Source organism: Nitrosomonas sp. Nm58 (genome assembly GCF_900107335.1).
Lineage (GTDB): Bacteria > Pseudomonadota > Gammaproteobacteria > Burkholderiales > Nitrosomonadaceae > Nitrosomonas.
Map to the genome: position 1 here is coordinate 1 of NZ_FNPQ01000009.1, position 16459 is coordinate 16459.

Annotated in this window: 16 protein-coding genes; 8 read left to right on the forward strand and 8 right to left on the reverse strand. The window is 41.4% G+C overall.

The features are described from left to right. Positions 1-444: transposase (locus tag BLW34_RS05240; RefSeq protein WP_143037872.1), on the forward strand; the 444-nt coding region annotated here is incomplete at its 5' end. A 61-nt stretch (positions 445-505) separates the two neighbouring features. Here BLW34_RS05240 and BLW34_RS05245 read toward each other — a convergent pair. The 6 genes from BLW34_RS05245 to BLW34_RS05270 all read right to left on the reverse strand — a co-directional run bounded on the left by BLW34_RS05245 (position 506) and on the right by BLW34_RS05270 (position 6995). Continuing rightward, positions 506-1240 (reverse strand): ABC transporter ATP-binding protein, encoded by a 735-nt coding sequence (locus BLW34_RS05245; RefSeq protein ID WP_090576583.1) that lies wholly within the window; start codon positions 1238-1240, stop codon positions 506-508. Further along, on the reverse strand, positions 1240-2397 hold the full coding sequence (locus BLW34_RS05250; RefSeq protein WP_090576586.1) for an efflux RND transporter periplasmic adaptor subunit: 1158 nt from the start codon (positions 2395-2397) through the stop codon (positions 1240-1242). The genes BLW34_RS05245 and BLW34_RS05250 overlap by 1 nt, the downstream gene beginning before the upstream one ends. Before the next feature lie 95 nt (positions 2398-2492). Then, positions 2493-4007: a M48 family metalloprotease gene (locus BLW34_RS05255; protein ID WP_090576589.1), complete on the reverse strand. Its 1515-nt coding sequence runs from the start codon at positions 4005-4007 to the stop codon at positions 2493-2495. 345 nt (positions 4008-4352) lie between these two features. Next, complete coding sequence (locus BLW34_RS05260; protein ID WP_090576592.1) at positions 4353-5729, reverse strand: phosphomannomutase/phosphoglucomutase; 1377 nt, start codon at positions 5727-5729, stop codon at positions 4353-4355. A 120-nt stretch (positions 5730-5849) separates the two neighbouring features. After that, positions 5850-6053 (reverse strand): zinc-finger domain-containing protein, encoded by a 204-nt coding sequence (locus BLW34_RS05265; protein WP_090540648.1) that lies wholly within the window; start codon positions 6051-6053, stop codon positions 5850-5852. Between the two features lie 21 nt (positions 6054-6074). Further along, on the reverse strand, positions 6075-6995 hold the full coding sequence (locus BLW34_RS05270; RefSeq protein WP_090540650.1) for a branched-chain amino acid transaminase: 921 nt from the start codon (positions 6993-6995) through the stop codon (positions 6075-6077). 361 nt (positions 6996-7356) lie between these two features. On the opposite strand from BLW34_RS05270, the gene BLW34_RS05275 reads away from it, so the two are divergent. After that, positions 7357-7875, forward strand: coding sequence for a retropepsin-like aspartic protease family protein (locus BLW34_RS05275; protein ID WP_256203604.1), 519 nt, complete (start codon positions 7357-7359; stop codon positions 7873-7875). 90 nt (positions 7876-7965) lie between these two features. Then, positions 7966-9216: an NADP-dependent isocitrate dehydrogenase gene (gene icd, locus BLW34_RS05280; RefSeq protein ID WP_090576595.1), complete on the forward strand. Its 1251-nt coding sequence runs from the start codon at positions 7966-7968 to the stop codon at positions 9214-9216. Between the two features lie 150 nt (positions 9217-9366). On the opposite strand, the gene BLW34_RS05285 is transcribed toward icd, so the two are convergent. Next, the gene (locus BLW34_RS05285; RefSeq protein WP_011112285.1) at positions 9367-9570 is read right to left on the reverse strand and encodes a cold-shock protein; all 204 of its coding nucleotides are present in this window, start codon (positions 9568-9570) and stop codon (positions 9367-9369) included. 297 nt (positions 9571-9867) lie between these two features. Here BLW34_RS05285 and clpS point away from each other — a divergent pair, with 297 nt between their 5' ends. From clpS to ribD, 5 genes are all read left to right on the forward strand, one after another. Next, on the forward strand, positions 9868-10176 hold the full coding sequence (gene clpS / locus BLW34_RS05290) for an ATP-dependent Clp protease adapter ClpS (protein WP_090540655.1): 309 nt from the start codon (positions 9868-9870) through the stop codon (positions 10174-10176). Between the two features lies 1 nt (position 10177). Continuing rightward, positions 10178-12442: an ATP-dependent Clp protease ATP-binding subunit ClpA gene (clpA, locus tag BLW34_RS05295; RefSeq protein ID WP_090576598.1), complete on the forward strand. Its 2265-nt coding sequence runs from the start codon at positions 10178-10180 to the stop codon at positions 12440-12442. Positions 12443-12858: 416 nt separating this feature from the next. Next, positions 12859-14109: a serine hydroxymethyltransferase gene (gene glyA, locus BLW34_RS05300; protein WP_090540661.1), complete on the forward strand. Its 1251-nt coding sequence runs from the start codon at positions 12859-12861 to the stop codon at positions 14107-14109. 114 nt (positions 14110-14223) lie between these two features. Next, positions 14224-14679 carry a transcriptional regulator NrdR gene (gene nrdR / locus BLW34_RS05305; protein ID WP_090540663.1) on the forward strand — a complete coding sequence of 152 codons (456 nt, stop codon included), beginning with the start codon at positions 14224-14226 and terminating at the stop codon, positions 14677-14679. A gap of 87 nt (positions 14680-14766) precedes the next feature. After that, positions 14767-15894: a bifunctional diaminohydroxyphosphoribosylaminopyrimidine deaminase/5-amino-6-(5-phosphoribosylamino)uracil reductase RibD gene (gene ribD / locus BLW34_RS05310; protein WP_371263913.1), complete on the forward strand. Its 1128-nt coding sequence runs from the start codon at positions 14767-14769 to the stop codon at positions 15892-15894. On the opposite strand, the gene BLW34_RS05315 is transcribed toward ribD, so the two are convergent. After that, entirely contained in the window at positions 15891-16430 is a 540-nt protein-coding gene (locus tag BLW34_RS05315; RefSeq protein WP_090540665.1) for a response regulator transcription factor, read from the reverse strand. The genes ribD and BLW34_RS05315 overlap by 4 nt on opposite strands. Positions 16431-16459 lie beyond the last annotated feature (29 nt).

Here is a 16459-nt window from a genome sequence, read left to right on the forward strand (position 1 = left end):
TTGAAAACACTCAAATGTGCCGTGCGCGTGGTTTGGATCTATCGAAGATCACAATGGGTTGCACTCTTTACCACCGACCTCGATCTCACCGTCGCGCAGATTATCGGATACTACGGCGCACGCTGGAAAATCGAAGCCGGCTTCAAAGAGATCAAGCAGGAAATCGGTAGCTCAAGAAGCCAAACCCGAAACTACCATGCCGTTACCAACTATCTCAACTTCTGCATGATGGCCGCCACCGTAACCTGGATATACGCCGATTACCTTGATAAAACACCGCAGCGTTGTTACGTTGTTAACAATCGAAGTCACTTTGCCTTTTCCGATGTCAGAAAACTGATTACTCAGGCTGCGCTCAATAAAGATTTTATGAGCTTTTGCCCTAAACCAGATAAACCCATACAAAATTCTTTTATCGATGCATTATTGCGTATAGTTGCTTAAGGAAAAATGTAAAGTTTAGATCAAAACGGTGAAACTTCAGATTATTATGAGATGACGTAAATCAAAGGGGGCCTTTGTTTTTATCTTGGATGATGCGGCCATCTTTTAATCGAATCGTGCGGTTGGCATAGGAGGCGATATCATCTTCATGAGTTACCAGGATAATCGTTATGCCCTGACCGCCATTAAGTTGTTTGAATAATGTCATGATTTCATGGCTGGTTTGTGTATCAAGATTGCCAGTTGGTTCATCAGCCAGAATAAGCTGGGGTTGATTAACCAATGCCCGGCTGATTGCGACTCGCTGTTGCTGTCCTCCAGAAAGTTGATTAGGATAATGTAGCGTAAATTGCCCCAGGCCTGTTTGTTGTAATAATGTCAGCGCATGTTCACGGCTTTCGTTGCGGCTCATACCGGCATACAGTAATGGTATTGCCACATTATCCAAGGCTGTCATGCGCTTAAGCAAATTAAAACCCTGAAATACGAAGCCTATGCCGTGATTTCGTACGCGTGCCAGTTCATCATTAGATAGATATGCTACATTGCGGCCAGCTAACCAATAATTGCCACTCGTAGGTGTATCAAGACAACCCAGAATATTCATTAAAGTAGATTTACCTGAGCCAGATTGCCCCATAATGGCAATGAATTCTCCAGAATAAATTTCAAGGTTGATATCAAATAGCACCTGATGGAAAACCGGCTGATTTGCATGGCGATCTAGGCGATAAGCCTTGCACAAATCTTCCGCTCGAATCAATGGTTGATTTGGAATGTTGTCTATGCCCGGCATTAGAACATCCTGAATCTAAAATTGCTCGTAGATGATTCATTTTGTTTTTTACTTGCAGTATCACTGATAATCAACTCATCCCCTTCTTTTAGATCACCTGAAATCATTTCAGTGAAATTTCCATCTGTGATCCCGGTGACAACATTTATCGGTATGGCTGCCTTGTTTCCAAGGCGGTAGAGGAGGGGCTGGTGGGATTGTCTGGCAGAGGATCTGATGGATACAGATATTTCGTTACTTGGCTTATAACGAAGCGCTGCATTAGGTATCCGAAGGACAGCGTTTTTTTGGTTGACGATGAAACGAACATTCGCTGTCATGCCCGGTAATAGAGTTTCATCGTCATTGATGACAGTTGCAACCACGTTGTAGGTAACTACATTTTCCTGGATAGTAGGATTCATGCGTATTTGTTTAACAAAAGCAGTGAATTCTCGTTCCTTAAATGCATCTACCGTAAAAGAGAGTTCCTGATCAGCGTGTATCTGACCAATATCGGCCTCGGCAACGCTGATATTAATTTGCATTTGCCGTAAATCACGGGCGATCTGGAACAAGGTGGGTGTCTGGAAACTAGCCGCAACAGTTTGACCAACATTCACATCGCGTGCGACAACTATCCCGGAAATTGGTGACCGGATAACACTGTAATTCAGATTAGCGCGATCACGTTCAACATTAGCTTTGCTGATAGCTACCTGAGCATGTGCAATATCCAGTTGTTGTTCGATTTCATCCAGAGCTTCATTGGAAATGAATCCTTTTTGTAAAAGAATGCGACTACGAGTAACCTTACTGGTCACATTTTTTAAAGTTGCCTGGGCGCTCTTAAAATTAGCCTCAGATTGTTGTAATTGCGCTTTGAGAAGCGCTGGATCAAGTTCAGCTAATATTTGACTTGTTATTACCTGATCATTGAAGTCTACATATATTTTGGAGACGGTACCTGACACTTGCGTCCCTACATTGACAAGCTCAAGTGGGGTCAGCGTTCCATTTGCCGAAATAATTTGAGCAATGTCTCCACGATCAACTATTCTGGTTCGATACTCTTCTTTTTCAGATGCTAGTTTTTGATTGGTATATCCATAAATTGCCCCAAATACCAGAATGATTAGCAAAATAATCGATTTATTTTTGAGATTAAGGCGTGACATCTGGAGGTGGACCAAGTCTTATTTAAACATGAAGTTATTAAGGTGCCATCATTTAGATGACTGATTTTAAGTATTACAGCAGGGTTTAACTGAAATCACTGCTTTTTCTCACTAGCAGCAGCAAATTCCTTGAGCTGTCTCAGGCGTGCTTCTATACTGGACAATTGATAAAAATTACCATTATCTTTACGTAAAGCAATCTCTAGCTGCTCTATTGCAGCGCGATATTTTCCTTCTTGGACATAGACCTCTGCCTGAGCACGATGTTGGAGCATGTGGTTCCCAAGCGCAGAGTGACATTGTGCTTCCAGCCGATAAAGATTGATGTCATCGTGAATAATTTGTGACTGTTTATTGATGAATTCAAGAGCAGCTTTCGCATTTTGGTGGTTTAGTAAGGCTGTTATATAATCGTAAATCAGTGCGCGGTGTTGGGGGTATGTATTTAATGCAGTTTGGTAAATTTTAAATGCATCTTGAATTTGTTTGTTGGCCAGTTTAACTCGTGCGGCAAGTGCTTCGATCATGGCACCTGATTGTAAATATTCGCTCTCAACCAAGACGGGGTTGCCCAAACTGTGATTCTTGAGTAGGCTGATAGAATGATCAGACTGCATTACTCGGTACAGTTCGTTTAATTCCTTATCTGCACGTTTGTACTGCTTATCGCGCAATAGCGCATAAGTTAGGCCATAGCGTTCCGCAATTTCATTGGCGTAACGTTTATCTTGTAGGCGTGAATTAAATTCCATTACTCTATCTGTAGAGTTCCCCTGGAGGGCTTTTAGCTTAGCTCGAACTAGGTGGAAATCGATGCTGTCAGCAACTTGGCGATAAGATAATTCTCGTGTGCGATTCTCAATATCTGCTATGCGCTCATAAGTAAGCGGGTGCGTTCTCAGATAAGAGGGGGCTCCATTTTCATAATATCGCCCAGCATTTTGTAAACGCTCAAAGAAGGCTGACATTCCATGAGGATCGAATCCTGCTTTATTTAAAATATTAAAACCGATTCGATCCGCTTCCTTTTCATGTTTACGTGTAAAGTTCAGCTGGGATTGAATGGCGCCGGCTTGTGCAGTCGCAAGCACTGCTTGTCCTGCTTGAGGATTCGAGCGAGACGCGAGAATAGCTAAAGCAAGTGCAGCGATGGAAGCAAAAAGGCCAATATATTGCGGTCCAGAAAGCATTCTTGCCAGATGTTTCTGAGTGACGTGAGCAATTTCATGCGCCATAACCCCCGCTAATTCAGATTCACTTTGTGCGGCAATGATCAGACCGCTGTTGAATCCCATAAATCCGCCCGGTAAAGCAAATGCATTGATGGAAGGATCCTGCAGGGCAAAGAACTCGAATGATTGATCGGGTTTTGCTTCATTTGATGATGAAATGAGCCTATTACCTAAATTATTGAGGTAACCTGCTATTTCAGCATCATTCAGATAACTGGGATCTGCGCGAATTTGGCGCATAATCTGCAAACCGATCTGTCGTTCTTGGTGGGTTGTAATTGTGGCTTGTGATATATCGCCAAGATCTGGAAGTTCGTTTGCGAAAATATTTGCAGGAAATAGTAATGATAATACGATAATCAAGTAGTAAAGTTTCATGCCAATTTGATGATTGTTCGCAAATCAAGTTCCCCTATTATGTAGTAACGTATGATTGTTCAGGGGAAAATGATTTCCTTTAGTTGCACCTAGGTTATAGCATGATTCGCCAGCCTGATCGGTTGAGTTGGAGAACAATCTAAAGAATTGTCCTTGCTGTATGATTGAAATAGGAACAGCTTTTCTGGTGAGTGTAATGACAAATGGCCTTACTGGTAGCTTGTAAAAAAATTCTACTCAGGCATCAGCTTAAGAGCTGCTACATTTTTATTTGAAATTACCAGCAGCCACTACCTTTTTTGGTAGTAATTTGCAGTAGGTATATCAATAGGTCTAATCAGATTCTTAGAAAGGTAATATAGCGTCTGGTTTGAACTGCAGAATGATATTACGAAAGTCTTGCTGTATGCGTTGCAGTGCTATCGTATCATCTGCTTCAAAGCGTAAAACTACGACAGGGGTTGTATTCGATGCGCGTATCAGACCGAATCCATCCTTGTATTCAACCCTTAATCCATCAGTGGTGATCACTCGTTCTGGGTTATCGAAGTGTGCATTTTTCTGAAGCTGTTCTATCAATGCGTGATTTTCGCCTTCTTTTAGTTTGATTTGTAATTCTGATGTATTAAGAGCATCTGGGAGAGCATGCAATGTAGCATTAATGTCATCTTGATTGCTTAATAACTCTAATAATCGTGCTGCGGCATAAAGGGCATCGTCAAAGCCATACCAGCGTTCCTTGAAGAAGATGTGGCCGCTCATTTCTCCTGCTAATAGCGCACCTGTTTCTTTCAGTTTTCCCTTAATGAATGAATGCCCGGTTTTCCACATGATCGGCTTACCGCCATGTTGCTCGATCCATGTAACTAAATTGCGCGTGCATTTAACATCGAAGATAATTTGCCCTCCTGGGTTTCTAGTCAATATATCGGCAGCAAATAACATCAGCTGGCGATCGGGATAAATAATACTCCCATCTTTGGTTACCAGGCCAAGTCGATCGCCATCACCATCGAAGGCAAAACCAATTTCTGCATCAGTAGTTTTTAGAGCATAAATGACGTCCTGAAGATTCTTGGGTACTGATGGATCGGGGTGGTGATTGGGAAATGTTCCATCGACTTCACAAAATAGTTCGATCACTTCACAGCCCATATTCCGATAGAGTATTGGCGCAAAAGCTCCAGTTACCCCATTGCCGCAATCGACAACGATTTTTATTGGGCGAGTCAATTTGACATCGCTGATAATACGCTGGAAATAGGTTGGAGTAATAACGTGTGTTTTGTAATTACCCTCGCCATACATCAGGTTGTTGTTTTCTATGCGAATACGTAATGCCTGAATTGTCTCAGCTGCTAACGTTTCGCCACCCAGAACTATCTTCAGGCCATTGTAATCCGGTGGGTTATGACTACCTGTGATCATTACGCCAGTATAGTTGCATAGCTGATGTGCTGCGAAATAAAGCATCGGTGTGGGTACCGCGCCTACATCTATGACTTGAAGGCCACTTTTTTGCAATCCTTTTGTCAATGCTTGTGTCAGGGAAGGACTAGATAGTCTGCCATCCCGGCCTATCGCAATAGAATCGAGTTTGCGCTCACGCGCTTCAGAACCAATGGCGTGACCAATCTTTTCAGCTACGTCATTGGTTAGCACGGTGTCTACGATACCTCGGATATCGTACGCTTTAAAAATTTCGCGTGGAACTTTATTCATGACGTAATAACTTGATGGCTCGGGATATTTAAAAGCAGATCAGAATGAAATTATCTATTCGAATTGACCGCGCTCAGTATTTTAATTGTTAATTGATCAGGAATAGGCTTGTTGATTGATTCAATGATGTTCTGCTTTTGCGCCACCTTTCAAGATGTAACGCGTGCCACAATAAGGGCATAGTGCTTCACCGGTGGCTTCGATGGGTAAAAAAACACGTGGATGACTATTCCATAGGCGCATAGACGATATGGGGCAATGCAAAGGTAAATCGTCATCGGTGATTTCAATTTGTCGCTGATTGAGGGTGGTTGGGTTATTCATGAAATGCTCCATTAAACTAGGTCAAACATGGTGTAGCCAATCGGCATGATTGGTTGCTTTACCGTTGACACAATCGAAAAACAAAGCTTGTAGTCGCTGAGTAATTGGGCCACGTTTACCATTGCCAATGATACGATTATCGAGCTCTCGAATAGGAGTGACCTCTGCCGCTGTTCCTGTAAAGAATGCTTCGTCCGCACAATAAACTTCATCTCTGGTAATGCGTTTTTCAATTACAGGAATATTTATTTCTTGTGCTAGCTCGATTACTGAACTGCGTGTGATGCCTTCAAGGCAAGAGGTCAAATCAGGTGTGTAAAGCTTACCTTGTTTGATGATAAAAATATTTTCTCCAGAGCCCTCAGCAACATACCCATCTACATCCAGGAGTAATGCTTCATGATAGCCATCCTGTGCAACTTCCTGGTGCGCTAAGATGGAATTGGTGTAGGTAGACACTGATTTCGCACGACACATATTAATGTTCACGTGATGGCGGCAAAATGAGGATGTTTTAACACGAATACCATTTTCTAAACTATCTGCTCCTAAATAGGTGCCCCATGGCCAGGCGGCAATTGCGACATGAACAGATAGATTTTTAGCAGATAATCCCATTGCTTCTGGGCCATAAAAAACGATAGGGCGAATATAACCAGATTCAAGATGATTCTGTTTAACTACTTCTTTTTGCGCTTGCATCAGTGTGGCTTTGTCAAAAGGTATAGCCATTCTGAAAATATGCGCTGAATTAAACAGGCGGTCAGTATGTTCAGTTAAACGGAAAATGGCCGGTCCCTTACTTGTTAGATAAGCACGTAAGCCTTCGAATATGCCCATTCCATAATGTAGCGTATGAGTAAGTACATGCGTGGTAGCATCTCGCCAAGGAACCATTTTTCCATCGTACCAGATTACACCATCGCGGTTTGCCATTGACATTAAAGGGCTCCCGATAAAAGTTCAAAAACTACATTCTAGCGTATTTTTTAGCAAGCTATGAAAGCTTGGGCTGATTAACTGGCATTTCTTACTTCATATAAGTCATTAAAACTCTATTTGATAAGTATTACAGATTTCATTATTAATTATGAATAAATCATCTAACTCAATTTTCATTATAGAAATCAAGGAGAATTCTGAAGAGACGAATACCTAAGTAAAAAAGAAAGTAATAGATTTTGATTTAAAATGTAATGTATCTGATGAGTGAGTACACAGGAAATTAATTAGGAATAGGGATCTGCTTATTTTTTATGGTTTTTTTGTTTAGCCGGACTATTTTCAGGAAGTACATGATTTAATGATGCGCAATTATATTCCTTGGGGCTATGTTACTGCGTTGGTGATCTGGGTAATCCTTTTTAGCATAGCCTATTTATTTTTTGAGAACTGGCTAGAACCCAAAATTGCTGTGATTCAAGATAATCGAGCGGGCAGTGAAGTTGTGATCTCTAGATCATGGGATGGACATTATTATGTTCGAGGAGAAATCAATGGTTATCCTGTCGATTTTATGGTAGATACAGGGGCAAGTATGGTTTCTATTAGCTATGATTTGGCGCGCGCTGCAAATTTACCAACTGGCAGGCCCGCAAGTTTCTCGACCGCTGGGGGTAAATTTATGGGTGAGATTGTATCGGGACAAGATATCAAGATAGGCGGTATTTTGGCAAAGGGGCTGAGTATAAGTGTAGGTATGCAAGGAGAAATGGGTTTGCTTGGGCAGAATTTCTTGCGCAGAGTGGAAGTTGTTCAGTCTGGGGACAGAATGGTACTGCGAGTTAGGATTAATCAGGCAAGGATTGGATTGAATGAATAGCAATTAAATGAGTATCTGTCATGAATTTACTCGACCATTCAAGGTTAAATTACAATATATTTTATAACTCACTAGTTTATTGGAGATTCTATGTTTCAACATATAAAAGTGCCCCCTAACGGCAAGAAGATTCTTGTCAATAGTGATCTCTCGTTAGTTATACCTGATCACCCAATTATTCCATTTATTGAGGGAGATGGGATAGGAATCGATATTACACCTGTGATGATAAAAGTTGTCGATGCGGCAGTAAATAAAGCGTATGGCGATAGGCGCAAGATTTTCTGGATGGAGATCTATGCTGGAGAAAAATCAACCAAACTGTATGGTGAGAATGTTTGGTTACCAGATGAGACATTACAGGCTGCAAGAGAATATGTGGTTTCTATCAAGGGCCCTTTGACAACACCGGTAAGCGGCGGAATCCGCTCTATTAATGTAGCACTACGCCAATTGCTTGATTTATATGTCTGCTTGCGTCCTGTTCGTTATTTCGAGGGTGTGCCTAGTCCGGTAAAAAATCCGGAGAAAGTCGATATGGTTATTTTTCGTGAGAATTCAGAAGATATTTACGCAGGGATAGAATGGGAAGCTGAATCTGCATCTGCAAAGAAAGTGATCGACTTCCTGGTAAAAGATATGCAAGTAAAAAGCATTCGCTTTCCTCAATCCTCTGGTATTGGTGTCAAGCCTGTATCAAAGGAAGGAACTGAGCGGTTAGTGCGAAAAGCGATACAGTATGCGATCGACAATAAACGTACATCGGTAACCTTAGTGCATAAGGGTAACATTATGAAATTTACCGAAGGAGCTTTTAAGAATTGGGGTTATAACGTGGCTATGAAAGAATTCGGTGCTGAATTGCTAAATGAAGGGCCATGGATGAAATTACCCAAGGATAAGGGTGGAATTGTAATAAAAGACGTTATCGCCGATGCTTTTCTGCAGCAAATTTTATTGCGCCCTGCTGAGTATGATGTGATTGCTACGCTAAATTTAAACGGTGATTACATTTCCGATGCTCTAGCCGCGCAGGTTGGAGGCATTGGCATCGCGCCTGGAGCGAATTTAAGTGATTCAGTTGCGATATTTGAAGCGACGCATGGTACAGCTCCTAAATATGCTGGTAAAGATCAAGTTAATCCAGGATCAATTATTCTTTCAGCCGAAATGATGTTAAGGCATATTGGCTGGAATGAGGCTGCTGATATGATTATTAAATCAATGGAGAGAACTATCAAAGATAAGATAGTAACTTATGATTTTGCGCGGCAAATGAAAGAAGCAACTGAGGTTACGTGCTCAAAATTTGGAGATGCAATTATAGAAAGAATGAGCTAGAAGAACGAAACAGTGAGTTGTATTTAAATATCTTTCTCCCATCGTCAACTTGAGGCTGGCGATGGGTATTTTCAACGATTAAAGTAAACAGCTAACTTCTATATTGCCAACTGCCTCTTTAAAAGGATAGTCCTTGTGTATTGCAATGTCTTAGGCAGACTGAATGTTTGATGCTTGCTTTCCTTTGGGCCCTTGAGTAACTTCAAAGCTCACTTTCTGGCCTTCCTTGAGAGTTTTAAAACCGGTCATATTGATTGCTGAGAAATGTGCAAATAAATCTTCGCTACCATCATCAGGTGTTATAAAACCAAACCCTTTGGAATCATTGAACCATTTTACTGTACCTGTTGCCATTTTTACTTCCTATAAAAAACTGGGCCGGAAACCCTAAAACTATTTGAATTTCAAGACCGCAAACGGCTCTAACCAGTACTGCAGAGAACTTGAAGCCAAACGCCAGTTGGTGTTTTACGCAAATTTTTGGCTTAAGTCAAGCCATCGTGTAAATTTTAAGATAGTTTTTTTGCTGTGAAGTAAAATGATTCGTTTAAGGCGCTTGAAAATTTTGTCGTAATCGTCAAATATGATAAAGAAGAAATAATTTGTTTTGTTGCTCGTGCTTTTCTTTTTTTAAATTATATTAGGTAAGTCATGGTAACAAAGAATCGTGAAAATGGAGTGCTAGAGGAAAGTAAAAGTAAGATTAAGTTACCCCCCTTATATAAAGTTATGTTATTAAATGATGATTTTACTCCTATGGATTTTGTAGTGATGGTGCTACAAACTTTTTTCTTTATGGATCAAGAAAAAGCAACTCAAATTATGCTTAAGATTCATACTGAAGGGATGGGTGTTTGTGGTATTTATCCCAGTGATATAGCAATGACCAAAGTTCAGCAGGTAAATGAATTTTCTAGACAAAACCAGCACCCATTAATGTGTGTTATGGAGAAAAGCTAACATGATCGCACAAGAATTAGAAGTAAGTTTACATATGGCATTTGTGGAATCACGACAGAAGCGTCATGAATTCATCACAATAGAACATTTACTGCTCGCCTTGCTTGATAATCCTAGTGCAGCAGAAGTGTTGATTGCTTGCGCGATTGATATTGAGGATTTGCGAGTTTTACTTCAGGATCATATTAACCGCCATACTCCTATTGTAAGTGGTAATGGAGAAGTAGACACTCAACCTACGCTCGGTTTTCAACGTGTGATTCAGCGCGCAATACTACATGTTCAATCATCCGGAAAAAAAGAAGTTACCGGTGCCAATGTTTTAGTAGCAATTTTTGGTGAAAAAGACTCTCACGCAGTGTATTTCCTACAGCAGAAGGGTGTAACACGATTAGATGTAGTGAACTATATTTCGCATAAGATCTGTAAAGCGTCACAGAATAATGACTCTAATAAGATTGAAGATGAAAATGATAGCGAGCAACAACAAAATTCTGGTAATTCGCTAGAGAGTTATACTATTAATCTTAACAATTTAGCAATTGCAAATCGAATTGATCCTCTGATTGGACGTGAGAGAGAGGTGGAGCGAGTCATACAAACGTTATGTCGTCGCAGAAAGAACAATCCATTGCTGGTGGGTGAGGCTGGTGTTGGTAAAACAGCTATTGCAGAGGGGTTGGCAAGGCGGATTACTGAAGGTGACGTGCCAGAAGTTCTGACACATCATCAGGTTTATGCTCTAGATATGGGTGCATTGTTAGCTGGCACGAAGTATCGGGGGGATTTTGAGCAGCGTTTCAAGGCAGTACTAAAACAGTTGGTTGATAATCCAAAAGCTATCCTATTTATAGATGAAATTCATACTTTGATCGGTGCAGGTGCCGCATCAGGTGGCACATTGGATGCTTCCAATTTACTAAAACCCATGCTAAGTGCCGGTCGCTTAAAGTGTATTGGAGCTACTACTTATAACGAATATAGAGGAATTTTCGAGAAAGACCATGCATTATCGCGGCGCTTCCAGAAGATTGAAGTTTCTGAGCCGAGTATTGATGAGACAGTGGCTATTCTGCGTGGCCTGAAATCTCGTTATGAAAAGCATCATAATGTCAAATATACTGCGGTAGCGTTAACAGCTGCTGCAGAATTGTCAGCTCGTTTCATTGGTGATCGGCATTTGCCGGACAAAGCAATTGATGTAATTGACGAAGCGGGTGCGGCACAACGTATTTTGCCAAAATCGAAACAGCGTAGAGTTATCGGTAAACATGAGATCGAAGATATTATTGCTAAGATCGCTCGGGTGCCTTCACAAAGTATTTCAAGTGATGATCGTAATAAACTGAAAACGCTCGACCGCGATTTGAAATCTATTGTTTTCGGGCAAGATGCAGCAGTTGATGCGCTTGCAGCGGCTATTAAGATGTCCAGAAGTGGCTTGGGAAATTCGCAAAAACCTATTGGCTCTTTCCTCTTTTCTGGTCCAACAGGGGTAGGGAAAACTGAGGTGGCGCGTCAACTTGCCTATACTCTGGGCGTGCCTTTGCATCGTTTTGATATGTCTGAGTATATGGAACGCCATGCGGTATCAAGGTTGATTGGGGCCCCTCCTGGGTATGTTGGTTTTGAGCAAGGAGGGCTACTGACTGAGACGATTATAAAGCAACCTCACTCAGTCTTGCTGCTTGATGAAATAGAGAAAGCGCATACAGATATATTCAATGTTCTATTGCAAGTAATGGATCATGGTACATTGACAGATAATAACGGGCGTAAGGCAGATTTCCGCAATGTGATTATCATTATGACGACAAACGCAGGGGCTGAGTCATTGACTAAATCCACTATTGGATTTGCCAAGTCTGTCAGAACAGGTGATGAAATGATTGAAATTAAACGCATGTTCACTCCTGAGTTTCGTAACCGATTAGATGCAATGATTTCTTTTGCACCATTGAGCAAAGAAATCATTCTGCGTATTACTGATAAGTTCTTAATGCAATTGGAGGCACAATTACAGGAGAAAAAAGTAGAAGCTGCCTTTACTGATAATTTACGTAACTACCTAGCTGAACATGGATTTGATCCACTTATGGGTGCACGACCAATGGCACGTCTTATACAGGATACGATTCGTAGTGCTTTAGCAGATGAATTACTTTTTGGACGACTCTGCAATGGAGGGAAGGTGACAGTAGATATCAATAGTGATGGAAAGGTCATGCTTCAATTCAATGATAATGAGAGCAAAGTTCTTTGCTGAAGGATTTTCCTGGAAGATGTGTTAAATATTTCTGGAGAATAAATGTGACGCGGAACTGTTTCAGCTAAATTACTTGTTGTTAGAGAAATTACTGAGAGTCAACAGGAATCTCTTGTTGTAACAAAAGTCTGATGCAATATTACCGATAAAGATTATTTGGAGCTACACTGATTTTTATATAAGGTCTTAATTACATTTTTAATGTATTTGTTTGATGGTATTACAAATACTTTTTTGGTGTACTTAAGATCTTATGGTCTTCTTTCTTAGTAATTTTACCTGATGACTAGAGTATTGCAGGTACCCTCAGTTTATGCTCATTACCTTTATGTAGTTTCACTTTGTATGCTGCTACCATTCTAAATGGTAGAATGCATAATTTAAATATCTAAATTTTCCAAAGAGTAAATGCTGTCATGTTTTCCTATAAAAAAACGATAGAAAGTGTCGATCCAGATTTGTGGCAAGCAATTAAAGGTGAGATGCAACGACAGGAAGATCATATTGAATTGATTGCTTCTGAGAACTATGCGAGTCCCGCAGTCCTCCAAGCACAAGGATCAGTTCTTACTAATAAATATGCAGAGGGCTATCCCGGCAAACGTTATTATGGTGGTTGCAAGTATGTCGATAAAGTGGAACAACTTGCTATTGATCGTTTAAAAGCGTTATTTAATGCTGAATATGTCAATGTGCAGCCACATTCTGGTTCCCAGGCTAATGCGGCAGTATATTTATCTGCACTAAAACCTGGTGATACCCTTTTAGGGATGTCTCTTGCACATGGCGGGCATTTAACTCACGGCGCTTCAGTTAATCTGAGTGGTAAGATTTTCAATTCTGTGGCTTATGGACTTGACCCTGAAACTGAAGAAATTAATTACCATGAAGTGGAACGATTGGCGCATGAACATCGACCGAGAATGATTGTTGCTGGCGCTTCCTCTTATGCGCGAGTCATAAATTGGAAACATTTCCGTAAAATAGCAGACGAGGTCGGCGCCTATTTATTTGTAGATATGGCGCATTATGCAGGACTAATTGCTGCTGGCTTTTATCCCAATCCAGTAGGTGTTGCTGATTTTGTCACCAGTACTACCCATAAAACACTGCGCGGTCCACGAGGCGGCGTTATTATGGCCAAGCAGGAGTTTGAGAAAGCGCTTAATTCAGCAGTTTTTCCACAAACCCAGGGTGGCCCGCTCATGCACGTCATAGCAGCCAAGGCAGTGGCTTTTAAAGAGGCAGCTAGTAAGGAGTTCAGAGACTATCAGCAGCGAGTTATCGAGAATGCGCGAGTCATGGCAAAGGTGCTGCAAAATCGTGGCTTGCGCATCGTTTCTGGACACACTGATTGTCATATGTTCTTGGTGGATGTTCGCGCCAAAAATTTGACAGGCAGGGAGGCTGAAGAAGCCTTGGAAGCCGCTCATATAACTGTTAACAAGAATGCTATTCCAAACGATCCTCAGAAACCCTTTGTAACGAGTGGCATACGAATTGGCACGCCAGCAGTAACAACACGTGGTTTCAAAGAAATTGAATCTGAGCAATTGGCAAATTTAGTTGCGGATGTGTTGGACTCTCCGAATGATTCGGCGGTTCTAGCCCGCGTCGCTCAAGATGCGAAGATATTGTGTGCAAAATATCCAGTATATGTAAACTGATATGTTCGAGTAGTTATAGATCTATTGGACTGCTGCTTGATAATATCTATATAGATTTGTTTTGGGATAGTAAAAGAAGCTAATTTAGTTAACCAGTTTAGCTGGTGTTAAATAATGAGATGTCCTTTCTGTAACGCTGAAGATACTAGTGTAATTAATTCTCGCGTCAGTGAAGAGGGGGGGCGTGTTCGTCGACGGCGGCATTGTACAGCTTGTGGCAAGCGCTTCACTACCTATGAAACAGTAGAGCTACGTTTGCCGCAAGTAGTCAAGAAAAATGGTAATCGTGTAGAGTTCAATCGAAATAAGCTTCTCACAAGTTTCTTGCGTGCGCTGCATAAACGCCCCGTTCCAACTGAATATGTGGATGCAGCCATTGATCGTATTGTTCAGAAGCTGCTGAGTTTGGGAGTGCGGGAAATATCTTCGCGTAGTATTGGTGAGCTAGTCATGCAGGAGCTTTATAAGCTTGATAAGGTAGCTTATATACGTTTTGCATCTGTATACAAGAGTTTCAAGGATGTTGGCGACTTTCAGGAAGTAATCAGGGAAGTTCAGAATTTACCTTAAAACTAATCTTGAGAAATGCAAATTTAATTCTTCAAAGATCAAGCACGCTAGTGCTATTAAAGCAGCATACATATTCAGGGCCTGTTTGTGCTCGAAGATTCCCCAATTTTTTCATCAACTGATTACACCTTTATGTCTCAAGCATTAAAGCTTGCGGAAAAGGGTTTATATACAACGAGTCCAAATCCCCGTGTAGGTTGTGTCATTGTTAAAAATAATCGAGTAATAGGCAGTGGGTGGCATGAACGCGCCGGTCAACCTCATGCTGAAATCAATGCGCTGAATTCTGCGGGCGTTGAAACAAAAAATGCTACTGTTTATGTGACATTGGAGCCGTGCAGTCATTATGGGCGTACTCCTCCTTGTGCCCAGGCTCTAATCAATGCGGGTGTGGCTAAGGTCATTATAGCAATGCTGGATCCTAATCCTTTGGTAGCGGGAAGTGGTGTAACAATGTTAAGGCAGGCGGGAATTATAGTGCAGGCCGGTTTGTTAGAGGAGCAAGCAAGGGTGCTCAACATTGGCTTTATTTCTCGCATGATTCGCCATCGACCTTGGGTGAGATTGAAAATTGCTGCAAGTCTGGATGGAAAGACAGCGTTGAAGAATGGCGAGAGTCAATGGATTACCAGCGAAGCAGCCCGTTTGGACGGACATCGATTACGCGCTATTTCTTGTGCAATTTTAACGGGCATTGGTACAGTAAAGAAGGATGATCCGCGATTGACGATTCGCTATATCGAGACATCTCGACAACCATTGCGTGTCGTAATTGATAGCCGACTCGAAATATCAGTCAATGCAAGGCTATTGCAGGGTGAAAAGATATTGATTTTTTCAGCTCAGCGAAATGAAAGCAGAATAAAGTCTCTGGAAGAAAAAGGGGCGGATATAATCATTATGCCGGGTGTTGGCGGCAAAGTAGATCTGACTCAAATGATGGTTAAATTAACCGATTTTGAGATCAACGAAGTGCTTGTAGAGTCAGGGAGTACTTTAGGCGGTGCCATGGTGCAAGAAGGATTAGTCGATGAGCTAGTTATCTATCTTGCGCCTTATGTACTTGGAGACAAAGCACAGGGAATGCTAAGTTTACCAATGCTAACCAAGCTATCCCATAAGCGTAAACTCGAAATAACCGACCTTCGTGTGATTGGAGAAGACATTCGGGTAACCGCGAGATTCTCGAGTATGAATAGCATGACCAACCCCTAAACAGGCTTCTTGGCAAGCTTACGTTGCAGCGTTCTGCGGTGCATGTTTAAAATTCTTGCGGTAACTGAAATATTATTATTATTTTCAGCCAGGATACGATGAATATATTCCCATTCCAATCGTCCAACTGATAGTGGATGTGCGCTTATCGGGACGTCAATATCACCTGTGATACGTTCAAAAGCCGCCATGATGTCATTAACGTCAACTGGTTTGGCTAGATAATGCGTTGCACCAAGCTTGATTGCTTCGACTGCTGTAGCGATACTGGCATAACCAGTCAGCATGACGATACGAGTTCCAGGATCTAATTTTTTTATTTTATTAACGAGTATTAACCCCGACTCATCTGATAGTTTGAGATCAATAATCGCATATTCAGGCATTAGAGATTCAGATTTTTCCAAGGCGGATGCGATGGTGTGGGTGCAAGCGACATCAAATCCTCGTTTTGTCATTGCCTTGGCGAGTACATCGCAGAAAATGGGATCATCATCGACAATGAGTAAACTTGGATGTTCTATACATTCATTCATGAGAGATTCATCTTTTTTTCTGAGCAAGC

Coding starts and splice junctions, on each gene's coding strand:
- BLW34_RS05245 (WP_090576583.1), bottom strand. CDS start 1,240: ATGCCGGGCATAGACAACATTCCAAATCAACCATTGATTCGAGCGGAA.
- BLW34_RS05250 (WP_090576586.1), bottom strand. CDS start 2,397: ATGTCACGCCTTAATCTCAAAAATAAATCGATTATTTTGCTAATCATT.
- BLW34_RS05255 (WP_090576589.1), bottom strand. CDS start 4,007: ATGAAACTTTACTACTTGATTATCGTATTATCATTACTATTTCCTGCA.
- BLW34_RS05260 (WP_090576592.1), bottom strand. CDS start 5,729: ATGAATAAAGTTCCACGCGAAATTTTTAAAGCGTACGATATCCGAGGT.
- BLW34_RS05265 (WP_090540648.1), bottom strand. CDS start 6,053: ATGAATAACCCAACCACCCTCAATCAGCGACAAATTGAAATCACCGAT.
- BLW34_RS05270 (WP_090540650.1), bottom strand. CDS start 6,995: ATGTCAATGGCAAACCGCGATGGTGTAATCTGGTACGATGGAAAAATG.
- BLW34_RS05275 (WP_256203604.1), top strand. CDS start 7,357: ATGATGCGCAATTATATTCCTTGGGGCTATGTTACTGCGTTGGTGATC.
- icd (WP_090576595.1), top strand. CDS start 7,966: ATGTTTCAACATATAAAAGTGCCCCCTAACGGCAAGAAGATTCTTGTC.
- BLW34_RS05285 (WP_011112285.1), bottom strand. CDS start 9,570: ATGGCAACAGGTACAGTAAAATGGTTCAATGATTCCAAAGGGTTTGGT.
- clpS (WP_090540655.1), top strand. CDS start 9,868: ATGGTAACAAAGAATCGTGAAAATGGAGTGCTAGAGGAAAGTAAAAGT.
- clpA (WP_090576598.1), top strand. CDS start 10,178: ATGATCGCACAAGAATTAGAAGTAAGTTTACATATGGCATTTGTGGAA.
- glyA (WP_090540661.1), top strand. CDS start 12,859: ATGTTTTCCTATAAAAAAACGATAGAAAGTGTCGATCCAGATTTGTGG.
- nrdR (WP_090540663.1), top strand. CDS start 14,224: ATGAGATGTCCTTTCTGTAACGCTGAAGATACTAGTGTAATTAATTCT.
- BLW34_RS05315 (WP_090540665.1), bottom strand. CDS start 16,430: ATGAATGAATGTATAGAACATCCAAGTTTACTCATTGTCGATGATGAT.